Here is a 16,164-nt window from a genome sequence, read left to right as displayed (position 1 = left end):
CGGCGCTACGAAGCGCGAGCGAGCGGCTCGGTGGACGTCGGCACGCGGGTGCAAGGAACGGTCGCGCCTTGATCCAGGTTACAAGCATTTGTCATAAAAGCGTCACAGCGCTGCGCGATGGCGGTGTCATCATGGCAACCAACATCCTGTCGACGTCTGAGTCGATTGCACGCCCGACGAGCATATCGTCGGGTCCTCGGCTCGACCATGCGATTCATCCGCTGGGGCGGTGGCTGTTCCTGGCCGTTCTCGTCGGCGGGCTGGCCTATGCCGGTATCAGCATCGCCACCGATACCGCGCAGGTCGGTGAAACGCTGGCGGGTGGTGCGTTCGCGTTCCTCGCGCTGGCGCTGTTGATCGCACTCGGCTTCGAGTTCGTGAACGGGTTCCACGACACGGCGAACGCGGTCGCGACTGTGATCTACACGCATTCGATGCCGGCCCCCCTGGCCGTGGTCTGGTCGGGGTTCTTCAACTTCCTCGGCGTCATGGTGTCGTCGGGCGCGGTCGCCTATTCGATCGTCACGCTGCTGCCGGTCGACCTGATCCTCAACGTCGGCAGCGTCGGCGGGTTCGCGATGATCTTCGCCCTGCTGCTGGCGGCGATCCTGTGGAACCTGGCGACCTGGGCGGCGGGCCTGCCCAATTCGTCGAGCCACGCGCTGATTGGGTCGATCCTCGGCGTCGGCCTGGCCAACCAGTTGATCGGTGGCGCCGACGGTACGTCGGGTGTCGACATGGCGCAGGTCTGGAAAGTGTTGTCCGCGCTCGCGTTCAGCCCGGTGGTCGGCTTCGTCGGTGCCGTGGTCCTGTTGCTGGTGATGAAGCGCTTCCTGCGCGACCGGAAGCTGTACGAGGCGCCCGAGGGCCAGACCCCGCCGCCGCGCGGCATTCGCGCCTTGCTGATCGGCACGTGCACCGCGGTCAGCTTCGCGCACGGCAGCAATGACGGGCAGAAGGGCATGGGGCTGATCATGCTGATCCTGATCGGCTGCGCGCCAACCGCCTATGCGCTCAACCGGACGATGCCCGAGAGCGCGACGCCGGCGTTCGTCGAGAGCGCCCGCGCGGCGTCGGCCGCGTATGTCGCGCATGCCGACGGCGTGCCAGCCGATGTCGCTGCGGCACGCGCGCGCGTCACGCAGGCGCTGAAGAGCCGCCATGTCGCCGACCCCGGCGTCTTCGGTGCACTGGCGACCTTGTCGGGTGACGTATCGACCCGGATCGGTGGCTATGGCTCGCTCGGCAAGGTGCCCGCCGCCGCGACGCCGAACCTGCGCAACGACATGTATCTCGTCCTCGACACGACCAACCTGATCGTCGCCGACAAGAGCGTGCAATCGCGCTTCACCGCGCAGGAGATCACGACGCTCAAGAGCTACGGCAGCCATCTGGAGCAGGGCACGCGGTATATCCCGTTATGGGTGAAGGTTACCGTCGCGCTCGCGCTGGGGCTTGGCACGATGGTCGGCTGGAAGCGGATCGTCGTCACGGTCGGCGAACGGATCGGCAAGACGCACCTGACCTACGGCATGGGCGCCTCGGCCGAACTGGTCGCCGCGGCAACGATCCTGTTGGCGGTGCGGTACGGGCTGCCGGTGTCGACCACGCACATCCTGTCGTCGGGTGTGGCCGGCGCCAGCGTCGCCAACGGCACGGGACTTCAGCGCCGTACGATACTCAACATGGCGCTGGCCTGGGTAATGACTCTGCCCGTCGCGATGCTGTTGTCGGGCGGCCTCTATTGGCTGCTGCTCTTCGTGGCGCACGCGCTCGGCTATTGAGCAACGTGCCACGCTGGTCGGCCAGCTGATCCGGCGGGCCGTTAACGGCGTGGAACCGGCCGCGGGGCCGGCGGGTTGCCCGAACCATGCAACTGCGATGCTCGATCTGCGGAAACTGGGACTGGATCGCCCGTGACGACTGGTGCGAATGCAGCCATTGCCGTCTCCTCGTCCGCAACGTCGCCGAGGTCCACGCGGTCGCCCGGGAAATAGTCGGACGCTTCGACACCGGTATCTGCGATCTGCAACGCGATCCGGCGGAGCGCTGGAGGCTCGACGCCGCCGGTGCGCGCAACGCGGCATGGCGGTTCGGTTTCGACGTCGAGCCCATCGCGGCGACGATCGACGGCCTGCGATTTCCGGACGATTACACGCCAGCGCGTGTCCGGACGAAGCCTGCAACCGCAACCCCGCACGCCGTCGGCCTGGGCATCATGGCGCGCCTGCGGGATGTCGACGACGTATCGGCCACGGCGTCGGCATTGCGCGGATCATTCGGGCGCCTGGTCGTGCTTCTCGACGGCATTCCCGAAGATGCGCGCGAACTCCACGCGCGCTTGCCATGGGTGGAGGTCGCCAGTCATCCGCTTGACGGCGATTTCGCAGCCCAGCGAAACCGGCTCCAGGCATTGCTGCAGACACGCTGGGTGTTGCAGATCGACACCGACGAGCGGCCCGATCCCGCCTTGCTCGCAGCCTTGGGCTGGCTGGTCGCGGCGGCGGACCGGGACGGCCTGCGGTCGCTCGGCCTGCCACGACGCAACATGGTCGACGGTATCCAGTCGGCGTCCTATCCCGACATCCAGTACCGGCTGAACCGCGACACCATCCGGTTCGCCGGTCGCGTTCACGAACGACCGGTCGTGCCGTTCGCCGAGACGTCGCTGGCGTTGGCGGGTGCGCTGGAGCACCGGCTGGACGGCGCCCGGGTCCGCGAGCGAACCCGTATCTACGAAGCGATGTCGGCTGGTGCGGGACGGCCGGAGGACGAGGCCGTGCTGCTCGCGCCGTTCGATCCGATCGCGGTTCGGTAGGCCGCGATCGTCTGCGTGGCCAGCGTCTCGCGGGTGAACATGCCCGATGCCCTGCGGCTCGCCGCGGCATAGTGGCGGCGCAGCGACGGGTCCTCGATCAACGCCTGGATCTGCGTCGCCAGATCGTCGCCGGTGCAGCGCTTCGCCAGCAGGCCCGCGCCGCTCTCGCCGATGAAAAGCCGCGCGCTGGGGTCCTCGGCGCACGCGACCACCGGCCGGCCGAACATCATCGCCTCCTGGTACACCAGCCCGAAACTCTCGTAGCGCGACGGTGCGACGATGACGTGCGCGTCCGCCATCAGGTCGTGCAGCAACGGTTCGTCGACCCGGTGGTGACAGTGCAGCCGCGCGCGCGCGCTCGACGGCAGCGGTTTCAGGTCGTCCGCATGGACACCGACGATCGTCAGGCGGAAGTCGCGCATGCCCGCATCGGCGCGGCGCGACAGGATCTTCAGCGCCATGATCAGCGCGTCGAAGCCCTTGCGGTGCTCGTCGCGTCCGACGAACAACAGGCGGATCGCGTCATCGTCGGGGGCGTCGTCCGGGTAGGCGGCGGCGGTGCCGCGCGCGACGATCTCGGGCGGCAGGCTCAGCCCGATCACCGCATGTTGGCCGTCGGAACCGGGCGGCGCGACACCGTACAGCGCTGCGATCTTCTCGCCGTGCAACTGCGTGTTCGAGATGAGCGCCTTGCTGCGACGTGCGGACACGCGCTCCGCCAGCATGGCTGCCCACCGGTCGATCCGGTCGCGCAGGCTGGTGACCGTGGCTGCCGAGGTCGCCGCCGGCGTGGAATTGCGCGTGATCAGCGGGGCGGGGCCGGCAAGCGCGATCGCGAGGCCCGGCGCATACCAGTTGGTCGCTTCCACCACGTCGAACGGATCGCGGCGATGTTCGCGCATGACCGCGCGGCGCAACGCCAGCGGCGCCACGACATGGCCGATCGCCGCGATCTTGCGTAGACGAGCGGCCGCCGAACCGTCACGCAGGCCACAGCCGATCACCGCGACCCGACCGTCCCGGCCGTCCTCGCGACGATCCATCGTGAACACGGTCACGTCATGGCCTGCCGTCGCCAGCGACTGCGCGATTTCGCGCGCGGCGCGCGTGAGGCCGCTCTTTTCGGGCGGATACGCCCAGGTCAGCAAAGCGACCCTCACGACTCGGTGATCCGGTCCGCCCGGTTCTTCTTAACCTGCGTCAATGAGGTGGTTTTAAGTGTCATCGGGCCGGAACCCGGCAACCCCGCGAGCGGTTCCTTCGATGAATCATCGATGAACGGGGGAAGGGTGTTCGTTCTACATATCGCGTTGCAGGGATGTTTGCGCGGCACCGACGTCGAATACGGACTGACCGCCGATACCGGTGGCCATATCCGCTATTTGCTCGATCTCGTCGCGGCCAGCGGTCGGAATGCGGCGATCGATCGCATGGAGATCGTCACGCGGGCGTTCCACCACGCGGCGTATGCCGAATGCTATGCCGAGCCGATCGAGACGATCGACGGCATGACCCGGATCGTCCGCTTGCTGACGACCTCGGATGCGTATCTCGTCAAGGAGGATCTCTGGACCGAGCATGACAGCCTGGTCGAGGCGCTCATCGCGCATATCGCCACGCTGGATCGCACGCCGGACGTGATGCACGCGCATTACGCCGATGCGGGCCTGATCGCCGCGCGCGTCTCGGCGCGGACCGGCATCCCCTATGTCTTCACCGCGCACTCGCTGGGCCGGGTGAAGCGTGCCGCGTTCGACCGTGACTGCGCCGAGACGGCCGGGCTGGATCGACGGATCGCGATCGAGGAAGAGGCGATCGCAGGGGCCGCGGCGATCATCGCCTCGTCGCGGGACGAGGCCGAGGTGCAATATGCCGATTACGCCGCCTATGATCCGGGGCGCATCCGCGTGTTTCCGCCCGGCAGCGACCTGAAGCAGTTCGCCAATTGCCGCAGCGACCCGCGTGTCGACGCGCTGATCGACCGGTTTCTGCAGGATCCCGACAAGCCCGCGATCCTGGCGATCGCGCGTCCGGTGACGAAGAAGAACCTCGCCGCGCTGGTCCACGCTTATGGTCGGTCGCCCGCATTGCAGGCCGCGGCGAACCTGGTGATCCTGGCAGGGACCCGCGACGACACCGCCACGCTCGAACCGGAGATCCGCGACAACATCGCCGAGCTTCTGCAGTTGATCGACCGGTACGACCTGTACGGCAAAGTCGCATATCCGAAGCAGCATCGGCCGGACGACATCGCCGCGGTCTATGCCTATGCGCGGACCCGCGGCGGGGTGTTCGTAAACCCCGCGCTCAACGAACCGTTCGGGCTGACGTTGCTCGAAGCCGCGGCGAGCGGGCTGCCGGTGGTCGCGACCGACAGCGGCGGCCCGAACGACATCGTCGAAACCTGTGGCAACGGCATCCTGGTCGATCCTCGCTCGCCGACCGCGATCGCCGACGGGATCGAGAAGATCCTGGGCGATGCCGCTCTGTGGTCGCGCTATTCGGCGGCCGGGTCGGTGGCGATCCGCGCGTATGACTGGGACCGCCACGTGCAACTCTATGCCGGGCTGCTCGACGAGGTGGTCAACGGCGCGACGCCGGCGCTCACGGAGCGCGCACCCGCACTCCTGCTGGTTTCGGATATCGACGGCACGCTGATCGGTTGCGGCGACGGCGTCGACGACTTCAACGCGTGGCACGACGCGCAATCCGATGTCGCGTTCGCGATCGCGACCGGGCGCAGCTTCCACAGCGCGATGGCGGTGCTCGGCCAGCATGATGCGCCGCGACCCGAGATCCTGATCACGTCGGTCGGCTCGGAGATCTACTACCGGACGGTGCGCGGGGCGGTATACGATCGCGACACCGAATGGGACGGCATCATCGCCGCGGGCTGGGACCGCGAGGCGGTTGCGGCGCTGGTCGGCCAATATGCCGGCCTGACCCCGCAGAGTCCGCTCGAACAGCGGCGCTTCAAGCTCAGCTATTTCGCCGACGGCGACATCGCCGCGGCCGAGCGGGTGCGGGCGTTGCTGGCCGAGCACGGCCATAGCTGCTCGATCATCCAGAGCCACGGGCGTTATCTCGACATCCTTCCGCACGCAGCATCGAAGGGTACCGCGGTCGAGCACGTCCGCCGCCGCCTGGGGCTCGAGCCGCGGCAGGTGATCGTCGCCGGCGACAGCGGCAACGACATCGAGATGCTGCGGTCTTCGCGGCACGCGATCATCGTCGGCAACTATTCCGACGGGCTCGCGACCCGCGCCGACCTCGCGCACGGCTATGTCGCGGTCGGTCATCACGCGCGCGGCGTGATCGAAGGCGTCGCGTATTTCCGCGCAGCGACAACGGCCATCGATCGACAGGACCTGCCGGCCGGCAGAACGAACCCGGACGGGATCAGGAAGGCCTCGTGACGTCGTCGGTGAGCGTCCTGACGCTGGTGCGCGGCCGCCGCACGCACCTCGTCAAGCTGATCGCGGGGTTGAACGCATCGACGCGCAAGCCCGACGAACTCGTCATCGTCTATATGCAGGCGGACGCGCATTCGGACCTCCCTGCGACGGACTTTCCCGTCCGCGCGGTCTTCGTCGAGGGCACAGAGATGCCGCTCGCCGGAGCTCGCAATCGGGCGGCCGCCACCGCGACGGGCAAGCAACTGATCTTTCTCGACGTCGACTGCATCCCGGCACCGACGCTCATCGAGCGTTATGCGGAAACGGCGGGCTGGCCCGGCGGCATCCGCCTCGGCGAAGTCCTGTACCTCCCCGCCGCGGCTTTGGACGATACTCCGAACGACGGTTTGGACTTCACGGCGCTGGACCGCGTCGGCGTGCGCCACCCGGCCAAGCCGCCGATCGCGCTCGACGAAATACGGCCGACGCCGAACCACGGCGAGCTATGGGGCCTTTCGTTCGCGATCTCGGCTGCCGACTGGGTGCGGGCAGGGGGGATGGACGAACGCTATGTCGGCTATGGCGGAGAGGAAACCGACTTCGCCGCGCGCCTCGAGGATGCTGGCATCGCGATGTGGTGGGTCGGCGGCGCGCGCGCCTATCACCAGCATCATGCCGTTCACACGCCTCCCTATCAGCATTTCGAGGCGATCGTCCGTAACGCCCGGCTGTTCCGGGCAACCTGGGGGCGGTGGTGCATGGACTATTGGCTGGGGCAGTTTGCCGAACGGGGCCTGATCGACTGGGATGCCGACACGATAACGATCCTGCGCCACCCCGATGCGGCGGACGTCGCGGCATCGCACATGCCGCCCGAGACGCTGTTCAGCTGAACCGCCCCGACGTTGCTAGGCCGCGGCAGGCGCCCAGAGCGACGTCGCCAGATCTTCCAGATACGTCGCGGCGACCTTGGCCGCGTCGGCATCGTACAGGTCCGCGAGCGCGTCCGGATCGAGTGCTTTCGCCGCGTCGAGAATGCCGCGCCACGGTGACAGGGCACCGGGCCAGGCCGGGAGCGCCACCGCCGCGCCCAGTTCCGCCAACCGTTCGGCCTTGCGCGTCTGCTCGCCGAAATACCGCCACTCCGGCGCGCAGACATAGGGACGGCCGACCCGTGCGATCTCATGGACCGTGTTGTCGCCGGCGGACGCGATGACGACGTCCGCCGCGGCGATATGATCGGTGACGCCGGGCACCCAGCCGAGTTCGACCAGATTGCCGAAGTCGGTTTCGTGGCCCTCGCGGTGGACCGGGCCGAGCACCAGCCACAACGCATCGGGCACGGCACGCGCGGCCATCGTCAGCGGTGCGTAAGGCGTCCCCGCGCCGCCGCCGCCGGTCAGCACGACGATGATCTCCTTGTCGGGATCCAGCCCCAGCTTCGCGCGCGCCTCCGCCTTGGTCGGTACGGCATCGACCGTCGTGCAGAGGCCGCCGGCGTAGCAGGTCTTCGCGCGGACCCAGTCGGGCGTATCGGCTTGCTCGAGCGGCGCGCCGAACGGCGCCAGCAAGCCGACGCTGGCTTGGTAGGCGCCCAGATGACCGGGATCGAGCCGGTCCCCGTGCATGCGGATGCTGATCGCCGGAATACTCGCGATCCGCGCCAGCAATGCGATCTCCGCGGAGACGTCGACGACGAACAGCGCCGGATCGACATCGTCGAGATGATCGATGATCGTTCGCATCGTCGCGCGCGTCTTCGCGACGCCCAGCGGAACGCAGTGCATCACTTCCGGCGTCGCCTGCTTGAATAGCGCGGGGGTCGGCACCGGTGCACCGATCATGTCGGGCAACGCCGCGATCGTGACCGGCCGTTCGAACCCGTCGAACAGCGCGGGCTTGGCCGTCAGGATCGTCACCGGCCGTTCGCTCGGCAACTCGCGGATGATCGCCATCGCCCGGTTCGCATGGCCGCGACCCTGGTGATGGATGAAGAACGTGATCGGCTTGGTCATGCCGTTTCTTCTATCGTCGGCGCCGGCGAAAGCGAGCGATCTCGCGGCTGGTAGGTCGCCGACAGGCCGAACGCCGCCTCGACCGCGGGATCGAGCCAGGCCGTGATGTGGTCGGCGTCGGCCGCACTGAGTTCGGGATAGGCGGTCGGCACATACGGCTCGTGCCCTTGCCCCTTGTAGCTCGTGATCGGCACGAACGGTGCGCGGCAGGCGATGCCCGTCGCTGCACCCAGCGCCGCGACGAATGCACCGGGATCGCGGGTGAAGGCGTCATAGCCGAGCAACGCGACGTTGTGCGCGCGGTTGGTCAGCGACGACCAGTGACGAAGCTTCGACGTACGCTTGGCGATACAGTTCGCAAACCGTTCGCCCGTCGCCGGGTCGCGTTCGTGCAGCATCTCGTCGCCCTGCATCGGGTGGCCCGGCTCGATATGCCCGAAATGATCGTCCCAATAGCTGTGCCAGTGGCTGCGGACGAAGATGTCGAACGGTTGCGCCTTGAGGTCCGGATGTGCGTGCCATGGCTGGCGATGCAGGCTGCGCGCCCAGTCGAACGCGTCGCGCGCCACGATCAGCACCAGCGTATCTTTCACGAACAGCGTCTGCGGCGGCACGAACCAATGCTTGAACCCGAACGCCTCGGTGATCTCGACGTCCGGCATGTTGGCTTCGATCGCGCGCGTGACCAGGTTGGTCCCGCTGCACCGCTGGCCGTAGATCTGCACGCGCGAAATCGGTGCGTCGCCGCGCTTGAGGACCTTCAGCCCCGGAAAAGGTTGAAGCCAGTTCAACGGCTTAGGAGTGGGCGTGGCGGTCATCGACATGGCAAATGCCGCTAGCGCCGTCCCTCGGTTCGTACAACACCGGCGTGGTCGCTGCGCGGGATGCACGGAAACATCCCGGACAAACGTGTCATTTATGACGCGCCGATGATTGCGAACCATTACGGCCTACCCGGCTCAGTTCCGTCCATTCCCCTCGGGAATGATCTTACCGCAGGCGACCATGCTCAGCCGGAAAGCGCGCGTGTCGTCATCGTCGACGACGATCCCGGCCTGCGCGAGTTGCTGACTGAATTCCTGGTCGATCACGGCCTGCGCGCCGAGGCGGTGGAGAGCGGGGCGGCACTGCGGTCCCGGCTGGGTCGGTCGCCCTGCGATCTGATCGTTCTCGACATGATGATGCCGGGCGAAGACGGGCTGTCGGTTCTTCGCACGCTGTCGCAAGGCGCCGACGCCCCGGCGGTGATCATGTTCTCGGCGCTTGCCGGCGAGGTCGACCGGGTCGTCGCGCTCGAACTCGGGGCGGACGATTACGTCACCAAGCCGTCCAGTCCGCGCGAGATACTCGCGCGGATCCGCTCGGTATTGCGGCGACGCGGCGCGAATTCGGTGACGACGGGCGCATCCTCGACTCCCGCGTCGATGGTGGACCACGTATCGTCGCCGTCGACGATGACCGACGTCTTCGCCTTTGCCGGGTGGACGCTGCACTGTCGGATGCGCGTTCTCCATGCGCCGGATGGAACCGCCGTCCGGTTGACCGACGGCGAATTCCAGTTGCTCAACGCGTTCGTGTCCGAGCCGCAAAAGGTTCATTCGCGCGACGACATGATCGCGCGGTCCGGCCGGACCGAGGCGATGGCGCGCGGACGCACGATCGACGTCAACATCAGCCGGTTGCGCCGCAAGCTGCAGGCGTTTGACCCCGCCGAGATCATCAGGACGGTGCGCGGCGGCGGGTATATCTTCATGCCTGTCGTCGTCGCGAAATAGACGGAGCGCGGTGAGCCGAGGCCGATGCGGTACGCGGCGATGCCGCTGAGATTGCCGCCATACCCGTCGGCCGGTACGCTCCCGGGATGACCGAGACCTTCCCGATGCTCACCGGTACGGCGCGATGACCCGGATCGACGCGCACCAGCATTTCTGGGCCTATTCCGCCGCCGGCTATGGCTGGATCGACCCGAACAGCGTGCTGGCGCGCGACTATGCGCCGGCGGACCTGATGCCGCTGCTCGATGACGCCGGGATCGACGGGTGCATCGCCGTGCAGGCCCGCCATGACGAGGACGAAACCTCGTGGCTGCTGTCGCTTGCGGCTGCCGACCCGCGGATCATGGGCGTGGTGGGGTGGACCGACCTGTGCGCCGCCGACGTGGCGGATCGGCTGGACGCATGGTCCGGCGCGTCTGCGCTGGTCGGATTCCGGCACATCGTCCAGGACGAACTTGCCGATGATTTCCTCATCAGCCCCGCATTCGTCCGCGGCGTCCGCGCGGCGCTCGCAAGGGACTTCAGCTACGATATCCTGGTCAAGCCTCCGCAGGCGATCCACGTCCGCCGGTTTGCGGATCTGGTCGCCGCCGACCTTGCGACCGCGCCCAGGCTCATCCTCGATCACGGCGCGAAGCCCGATATCGCGCAGGGTGGCTGGCAACCCTGGGCGGACGCGGTCGTGGAGATGGCACGGGTGCCGTCGCTCCGGTGCAAGATTTCCGGACTGGTGACCGAAGCCGACCACGCGATCTGGACCGAGGAGCAGATCGCCCGCTACCTCGATCATCTCCTCGCGACGTTCGGCCCCGACAGGGTGATGTTCGGATCCGATTGGCCGGTGTGTCGCCTGGCAGCGGAGTATCGCCGCGTCGTTGACCTCATCGAGAACTTCGTCGCGCGCGCCTGCCCGGATGCGAGGGACCGTATCTTCGGCGGCAATGCCGTGGCCGCCTACGGTCTCTAGCGGTCCAGTACCGACCAGTCGCCGCGCACGATCCGCTCCGCGGCGTCCGCGACCGCGCCGAGCACCGCCGCGTCGCCGCGCAGTTCGCGTGGGAAGCCGAGCGACAGGTCCATCAGCGTTGCGACCACCTCGTCGGGCATGCCGCTGGCCGCTGCGTCTGCCAGGCGCGTGCCGGCGGGATCGACGATCGGCGTACCGGCCCGTGCACGGTGCATGAGGAACGCGACCCATGCGCCGAACGCGGTGACGATGCCAGCGGGCATGCGGCCCTCGCGCCGGTTGGCGATCAGCGTATCCCCCAACCGATAGGGTAGCTTCTGCGAACCATCTTGCGCGATCTGGTCGAGGCGGTGGACGATGACCGGGTTGCGGAACCGCTGCAGCACCGCGGCGCGATACGCGTCCAGATCCAGCCCCGGGGTAGATGGCAGCATCGGTATGATATCGTTCTGGATCATCGCGTCGATGAACCCGCCGAGCACCGCGTCCTGCATGGCATCCGCCACGCTCGCCGCACCGCGGAGCAGCCCGACATAAGCCAACGTCGAATGCGCACCGTTCAGGATGCGCAGCTTCGCCTTTTCGTAACTGGCGACGTTGGTCGTGAGCGTCGCACCGACCGCGCCGAGATCGGGTCCAAGCCCTCCGGCGATATCCTCGATCACCCATTGGGCGAAGGACTCACGCTGCACGGCAGCCTGGTCTTCCAGACCGATGGCGTTTGCAACGTCGGCGTAGAGCGCCGCATCCGACGCCGGCGTGATCGAATCCACCATCGTCGACGGCACGCGGACTTCGCCCGCGATCCAGTCGGCCAAGCCGCCGCTCAGACGTTCGGCGTCCTGCTGCCGTGCAAAGGCAACCAATGCCGCGTGGAGCTTGGCACCGTTGTTGGCGAGATTGTCGCACGGCATCGGCACGAACGGCGCGATCCCTGCGTCGCGGCGGGCGGCGAGACCGGCGACCAGCCAGCCGACCAGGCTGCGCGGCGTGGCGGTTCCGGCAAGGTCGTGGACGATGTCGGCATGCGACAGGTCGAGCGTGCCGTCGCCCGCCAGGCAATAGCCCTTCTCGGTCACCGTGGACGTCACCAGGCGGACGGCGGGGTCAGACAGCAGCGCGTGCGTCTCCGCTGCATCGTCGGGCCCCAGGAAGCGCCGGTGGGCACCGATCACCCGGTTGGACACCGCCGCATCGCGGATCGCCAGCGTGTAGAGGCCGTCCTGCTCGGCGAGGGCGGCGACCGTCGCCTTGCTGCGCATCGAGACCGCGGCGATGCCCCAGCGGGGATCCTGCGCCAGCAGGTCGTCGACATACACCGCCTGGTGCGCGCGGTGGAACGCGCCGGGTCCGAAATGGACGATGCCGATCGTCGGCTCAGTCCGTCCGAGCGGGCTGACGATCGTCCGTGGCAGCCGGTCGAGCGTGGCAGATGTTAGTCGGCTCACAGTGTTACCCCACGCTTCCAGATCGCGATCTCGCGTTCACCGTTGCGTTCGGCAGCGGTCTCCTTGCCCGATGCGATCGCGCGGATACAGTTGAGCAACGCGGTCTCTGCGGTGGCGAAGCCCTGGTCCAGGACTTGCCCCGCGTCGAAATCGATCCAGCCGGGCTTGCGCTGAGCGAGGTCGCTGTTCGAGGCGATCTTGATGGTCGGGACGGGGAAACCGAGCGGCGTGCCGCGGCCGGTCGTGAACAGGATCACGGTCGCGCCCGCGGCCGCCAGCGCGGTCGACGACACCGCGTCGTTCCCGGGTGCCTCGAGCATCGTCAGCCCGTCGACCGCCACGCGTCCCCCATACCCCACCACATCGGCAATCGCAGATCGGCCTGCCTTCTGCACCGCGCCGAGGGATTTCTCCTCCAGCGTCGTGATCCCGCCGGCGACGTTGCCAGGGGAGGGGTTCTCCGACACCGGTTCGCCGTGATCGATGAAATATTGTTTGAAACCGTTCACCACGCCGACGATCCGGTCGAAGATCTCGACGTTCGCCGCGCGGTTCATCAGGATCTGCTCGGCCCCGAACATCTCGGGGATCTCGGTGAAGACGACCCGCCCGCCTGCATCGACGATGCGGTCGCTCATCCGCCCCACCAGCGGATTGGCGGTCAACCCCGACAATCCGTCCGATCCGCCGCATTTGACGCCGAGCACCAGCCGGTCGATCCCGACATCCTGTCGTTCGCAGACGGCCAGTCCAGCCAGTTCCTCGACGAGCGCCATGCCCTCCTCGACCTCGTCCGCGCTCAATTGTGCGGTCAGCGTACGGATCGCGGGGCGACGCCATGCCGGGATCGCCTCGATCAGTGCCTTGATCTGGTTCTCCTCGCAGCCGAGCCCGACGATCAGCACGCCACCGGCATTGGGATGGCAGGCGAGGCTCGCGAGGATCTGCCGCGTGCCGTCCAGGTCATGGCCCAGTTGCGAGCAGCCATGCGGATGACCGAAGGCATGAACGCCGTCGATCTTTCCGACCAACCGCGCGCCGGCCTTCGCCGCGATCCGCTCGGCGGTCCGCGCGACGCATCCCACGGTCGGCAGGATCCAGATTTCGTTGCGCGTGCCGACCCGTCCGTCGGCGCGCGGGTAGCCGCGGAAGGTTTCCGGCGACGGTGATGCGACGGCGACGTCGGCACTGGGCGCAAACCCGTATTCCAGCGTCCCGGCAAGCCCGGTCGCGAGGTTCTGGCTGTGAACGTGTCCGCCGGGGGCGACCGCGTCGGTGGTCCGGCCGATCGAATAGCCGTATTTCAGCACGTCCGTGCCCGGCGCGAGCGCGCCAAGCGCAATCTTGTGACCGCGGGGTACGTCGCTTGCGAGCGTCAGGATCGCACTGCCGGTATCGATCCGGTCCCCGGCGTCGCCATCGCGCAGCAGCGTGGCGACGCTGTCCCCCGCTCGAACTATGACTGCATCGACCATTGCGAACCTCTCCACCCGGCTTGCCACCAGCAAGATATCGCATAGCCGACAACGCGGCGCTTTCGCATGTACAAAAAAGTCTTAGGTCGCCGGGGGGATCGACGGTGTCCGTATCCGGAGAGGCCGGATCGCGCCGCGCAGTGCCGGCCGAAGCATAAATATAAGATCAAGGTCGCGCGAAAGCTTGCCGCGACATTCCGACACTATCCCAGCCATTTGAACAATGGCGGGGTGGCTCCCTGAGTAGGATTCGAACCTACGGCCACTCGATTAACAGTCGAGAGCTCTACCGCTGAGCTATCAGGGATCGTTGCCGAGGGCGGCTCTATAACTGGCCGTTCGGATGATGCAAGCGCGTTTCGACGGAAATACGAAAACTTTGCGCTTTCGTCGCGTGGTCAGGCGACGAACTGCTCCATCGTGATGCGATCGTCGAGCGCGTGTTCGGGGTCGAACAACAGCGTCAGTTCGCGTGCGCGGTCCATGCAGATGTCGACCTGGGCCACGTTGCGGATCTCGCGCTGGTCGGCGACCGCCGATACCGGGCGCTTGCCCGGGTCGAGCACGCGGATGCCGATACGCGCTTTGTCGGGCAGGATCGCGCCGCGCCACCGCCGTGGACGAAACGGGCTGATCGGCGTCAGCGCGATCATCCCCGAGCCGAGCGGCAGGATCGGGCCGTGTGCGGACAGATTATACGCCGTCGAGCCTGCCGGCGTAGCGACCAGGATGCCGTCACAGGCCAGCTCGGGAAGAACGATGCGGCCGTTGACCGTGACCTCCAGGTTGGCGGTCTGACGCGTCTCGCGCAGGAAGGAGACCTCGTTGATCGCCGGCAGCGTGTGGGTGCGACCATCGACACCGGTCGCCGTCATGCTGAGCGGTACGACCTTGAACGGCTTTGCGCGTTCGAGGCGATCCGACAGACCGTGATGCCGCCATTCGTTCATCAGGAAGCCGACGGTCCCCAGGTTCATGCCGAACACCGGCACGGGCGGCTTGCGGCGTTCCAGCATGGTATGCAGGGTCTGCAACATGAACCCGTCGCCGCCTAGCGCGATGATCACGTCCGCATCCTCGACAGCGACCCAGTCGCCCATATCGGCAAGTTCGGCCTCGGCGACACGAGCAGGCGGGGTATTGGACGCGACCAGCGCCCGCCGCTCGTACCTGCTCATCCGCCGGTAACGCTCATGTGGCGCGCGACTGCGGGGCCTTCGCCCTTGCCGATGCGAAAGTCGTGCGCCTTGGGTTTCGCGAAGAGGCCCGCGTCGATCGCCTCGTCGAGCCCGGCAGTACCGCCCTCGCGCAGTGCCGCCTTGAGGTCGACCTGGTCGTCATGGCCGAGGCACATGTACAGCTTGCCTTCCGTGGTCAGGCGAACGCGGTTGCAGCCGTCGCAGAAATTGGCGGTCAGCGGCGAGATCAGCCCAAGCCGGGTGCGCGTGCCGTCGACGTTCCAGTACCGCGCAGGGCCGCCCGTCTTGTACGCGTCGCGCGCGAGCGTGAATTGCTGGCCGAGGTCGTCGAACACTTTGGTCAGCGGCAGGAAGCGATCGGTACGGTCCTCGTCGATCGCGCCAAGCGGCATCGTCTCGATCAGCGACAGGTCGAAGCCCTCGTCGCGGCACCACGCCAGCATCGGTGCGATCTCGTCCTCGTTGAAACCCTTCAGCGCGACCATGTTGATCTTGATTGCAAGGCCGGCGTCACGCGCGGCGTAAATCCCGCCAGTCACCTGCGCGACGTCGCCGTGCCGGGTAATGTAGCGAAAGCGATCCGGATCGCGACTGTCCATGCTGACGTTGACGCGGCGAATGCCCGCGTCGACCATCGCCTCGGCATGTTGCGCCAAGCGCGTGCCGTTGGTGGTCATCGTCAGCTCTTCGAGCCCCGACCCGATATTGTGCCCCAGCCGCCGGACGAGTTCGGCCACGTCGCGGCGTACCAGCGGCTCGCCGCCCGACAACCGGATCTTGGTCACGCCGCGCGCGATAAACCGCTCGGCGATGATCGCGATCTCTTCGAGGCTGAGCAGTTTCGACCGTGGCAGAAACGTCATCTGCTCGGCCATGCAATAACGGCAGCGCAGATCGCAGCGATCGGTCACCGATATGCGCAGATATTTTATGGTCCGCCCATGCGTATCGCGCAGCGGCTTCTGCTCGGGGCTGAGTGCGGCAATCATCGCACCAGAGCTAGGAGGTGCGTGTTCCAGTAACAAGGCCGGATCCGTTTGTATTAGATTGGCGGGCGGCGGTGAGGCGGCTA

The 16,164-nt window shown here is 67.2% G+C and carries 13 protein-coding genes and 1 tRNA gene; 6 read left to right on the top strand and 8 right to left on the bottom strand.

Translation table 11 applies throughout. The features are described from left to right. The first annotated feature begins 131 nt into the window (after positions 1-131). Together SJY41_RS09390 and SJY41_RS09385 are read left to right on the top strand one after the other, a co-directional pair. Positions 132-1,784, top strand: coding sequence for an inorganic phosphate transporter (locus SJY41_RS09390; RefSeq protein WP_380781107.1), 1,653 nt, complete (start codon positions 132-134; stop codon positions 1,782-1,784). A gap of 86 nt (positions 1,785-1,870) precedes the next feature. Further along, complete coding sequence (locus SJY41_RS09385; RefSeq protein WP_380781105.1) at positions 1,871-2,818, top strand: hypothetical protein; 948 nt, start codon at positions 1,871-1,873, stop codon at positions 2,816-2,818. Here SJY41_RS09385 and SJY41_RS09380 read toward each other — a convergent pair. Further along, entirely contained in the window at positions 2,734-3,978 is a 1,245-nt protein-coding gene (locus tag SJY41_RS09380) for a glycosyltransferase family 4 protein (RefSeq protein WP_380781103.1), read from the bottom strand. The two genes, SJY41_RS09385 and SJY41_RS09380, sit on opposite strands and share 85 nt — an antisense overlap. 129 nt (positions 3,979-4,107) lie before the next feature. Here SJY41_RS09380 and SJY41_RS09375 point away from each other — a divergent pair, with 129 nt between their 5' ends. After that, complete coding sequence (locus tag SJY41_RS09375; RefSeq protein WP_380781101.1) at positions 4,108-6,234, top strand: HAD-IIB family hydrolase; 2,127 nt, start codon at positions 4,108-4,110, stop codon at positions 6,232-6,234. After that, positions 6,231-7,106 (top strand): glycosyltransferase family 2 protein, encoded by an 876-nt coding sequence (locus tag SJY41_RS09370; RefSeq protein WP_380781100.1) that lies wholly within the window; start codon positions 6,231-6,233, stop codon positions 7,104-7,106. The genes SJY41_RS09375 and SJY41_RS09370 overlap by 4 nt, the downstream gene beginning before the upstream one ends. 15 nt (positions 7,107-7,121) lie before the next feature. Here the strand turns inward: SJY41_RS09370 and SJY41_RS09365 are convergent, their stop codons facing one another. After that, positions 7,122-8,228, bottom strand: a complete 1,107-nt coding sequence (locus SJY41_RS09365; RefSeq protein WP_380781098.1) for a glycosyltransferase — start codon at positions 8,226-8,228, stop codon at positions 7,122-7,124. After that, positions 8,225-9,052, bottom strand: coding sequence for a hypothetical protein (locus SJY41_RS09360; RefSeq protein ID WP_380781096.1), 828 nt, complete (start codon positions 9,050-9,052; stop codon positions 8,225-8,227). Before SJY41_RS09360 ends, SJY41_RS09365 begins: the two co-directional genes overlap by 4 nt. A 105-nt stretch (positions 9,053-9,157) precedes the next feature. On the opposite strand from SJY41_RS09360, the gene SJY41_RS09355 reads away from it, so the two are divergent. After that, entirely contained in the window at positions 9,158-10,003 is an 846-nt protein-coding gene (locus tag SJY41_RS09355; RefSeq protein ID WP_380781094.1) for a response regulator, read from the top strand. A gap of 124 nt (positions 10,004-10,127) precedes the next feature. Beyond that, positions 10,128-10,970 (top strand): amidohydrolase family protein, encoded by an 843-nt coding sequence (locus SJY41_RS09350; protein ID WP_380781093.1) that lies wholly within the window; start codon positions 10,128-10,130, stop codon positions 10,968-10,970. On the opposite strand, the gene SJY41_RS09345 is transcribed toward SJY41_RS09350, so the two are convergent. The 5 genes from SJY41_RS09345 to moaA form a co-directional block, all read right to left on the bottom strand. After that, positions 10,967-12,418 (bottom strand): mannitol dehydrogenase family protein, encoded by a 1,452-nt coding sequence (locus tag SJY41_RS09345; RefSeq protein WP_380781091.1) that lies wholly within the window; start codon positions 12,416-12,418, stop codon positions 10,967-10,969. The genes SJY41_RS09350 and SJY41_RS09345 overlap by 4 nt on opposite strands. Next, positions 12,415-13,893: a UxaA family hydrolase gene (locus tag SJY41_RS09340; protein ID WP_380781090.1), complete on the bottom strand. Its 1,479-nt coding sequence runs from the start codon at positions 13,891-13,893 to the stop codon at positions 12,415-12,417. The genes SJY41_RS09345 and SJY41_RS09340 overlap by 4 nt, the downstream gene beginning before the upstream one ends. A 232-nt stretch (positions 13,894-14,125) precedes the next feature. Then, a tRNA-Asn gene (locus tag SJY41_RS09335) sits at positions 14,126-14,200 on the bottom strand. Positions 14,201-14,291: 91 nt separating this feature from the next. Beyond that, on the bottom strand, positions 14,292-15,071 hold the full coding sequence (locus SJY41_RS09330; RefSeq protein WP_380781088.1) for an NAD kinase: 780 nt from the start codon (positions 15,069-15,071) through the stop codon (positions 14,292-14,294). Beyond that, positions 15,068-16,081, bottom strand: coding sequence for a GTP 3',8-cyclase MoaA (gene moaA, locus SJY41_RS09325; RefSeq protein WP_380781086.1), 1,014 nt, complete (start codon positions 16,079-16,081; stop codon positions 15,068-15,070). The genes SJY41_RS09330 and moaA overlap by 4 nt, the downstream gene beginning before the upstream one ends. Positions 16,082-16,164 lie beyond the last annotated feature (83 nt).

It is taken from the genome of Sphingomonas sp. R86520, assembly GCF_042466285.1.
Classification (GTDB): Bacteria; Pseudomonadota; Alphaproteobacteria; order Sphingomonadales; family Sphingomonadaceae; genus Sphingomonas.
This window is presented reverse-complemented; position numbering and strand designations above follow the sequence as displayed.

Coding starts and splice junctions, on each gene's coding strand:
- SJY41_RS09390 (WP_380781107.1), top strand. CDS start 132: ATGGCAACCAACATCCTGTCGACGTCTGAGTCGATTGCACGCCCGACG.
- SJY41_RS09385 (WP_380781105.1), top strand. CDS start 1,871: ATGCAACTGCGATGCTCGATCTGCGGAAACTGGGACTGGATCGCCCGT.
- SJY41_RS09365 (WP_380781098.1), bottom strand. CDS start 8,228: ATGACCAAGCCGATCACGTTCTTCATCCATCACCAGGGTCGCGGCCAT.
- SJY41_RS09360 (WP_380781096.1), bottom strand. CDS start 9,052: ATGTCGATGACCGCCACGCCCACTCCTAAGCCGTTGAACTGGCTTCAA.
- SJY41_RS09355 (WP_380781094.1), top strand. CDS start 9,158: ATGATTGCGAACCATTACGGCCTACCCGGCTCAGTTCCGTCCATTCCC.
- SJY41_RS09350 (WP_380781093.1), top strand. CDS start 10,128: ATGACCCGGATCGACGCGCACCAGCATTTCTGGGCCTATTCCGCCGCC.
- SJY41_RS09340 (WP_380781090.1), bottom strand. CDS start 13,893: ATGGTCGATGCAGTCATAGTTCGAGCGGGGGACAGCGTCGCCACGCTG.
- SJY41_RS09330 (WP_380781088.1), bottom strand. CDS start 15,071: ATGAGCAGGTACGAGCGGCGGGCGCTGGTCGCGTCCAATACCCCGCCT.
- moaA (WP_380781086.1), bottom strand. CDS start 16,081: ATGATTGCCGCACTCAGCCCCGAGCAGAAGCCGCTGCGCGATACGCAT.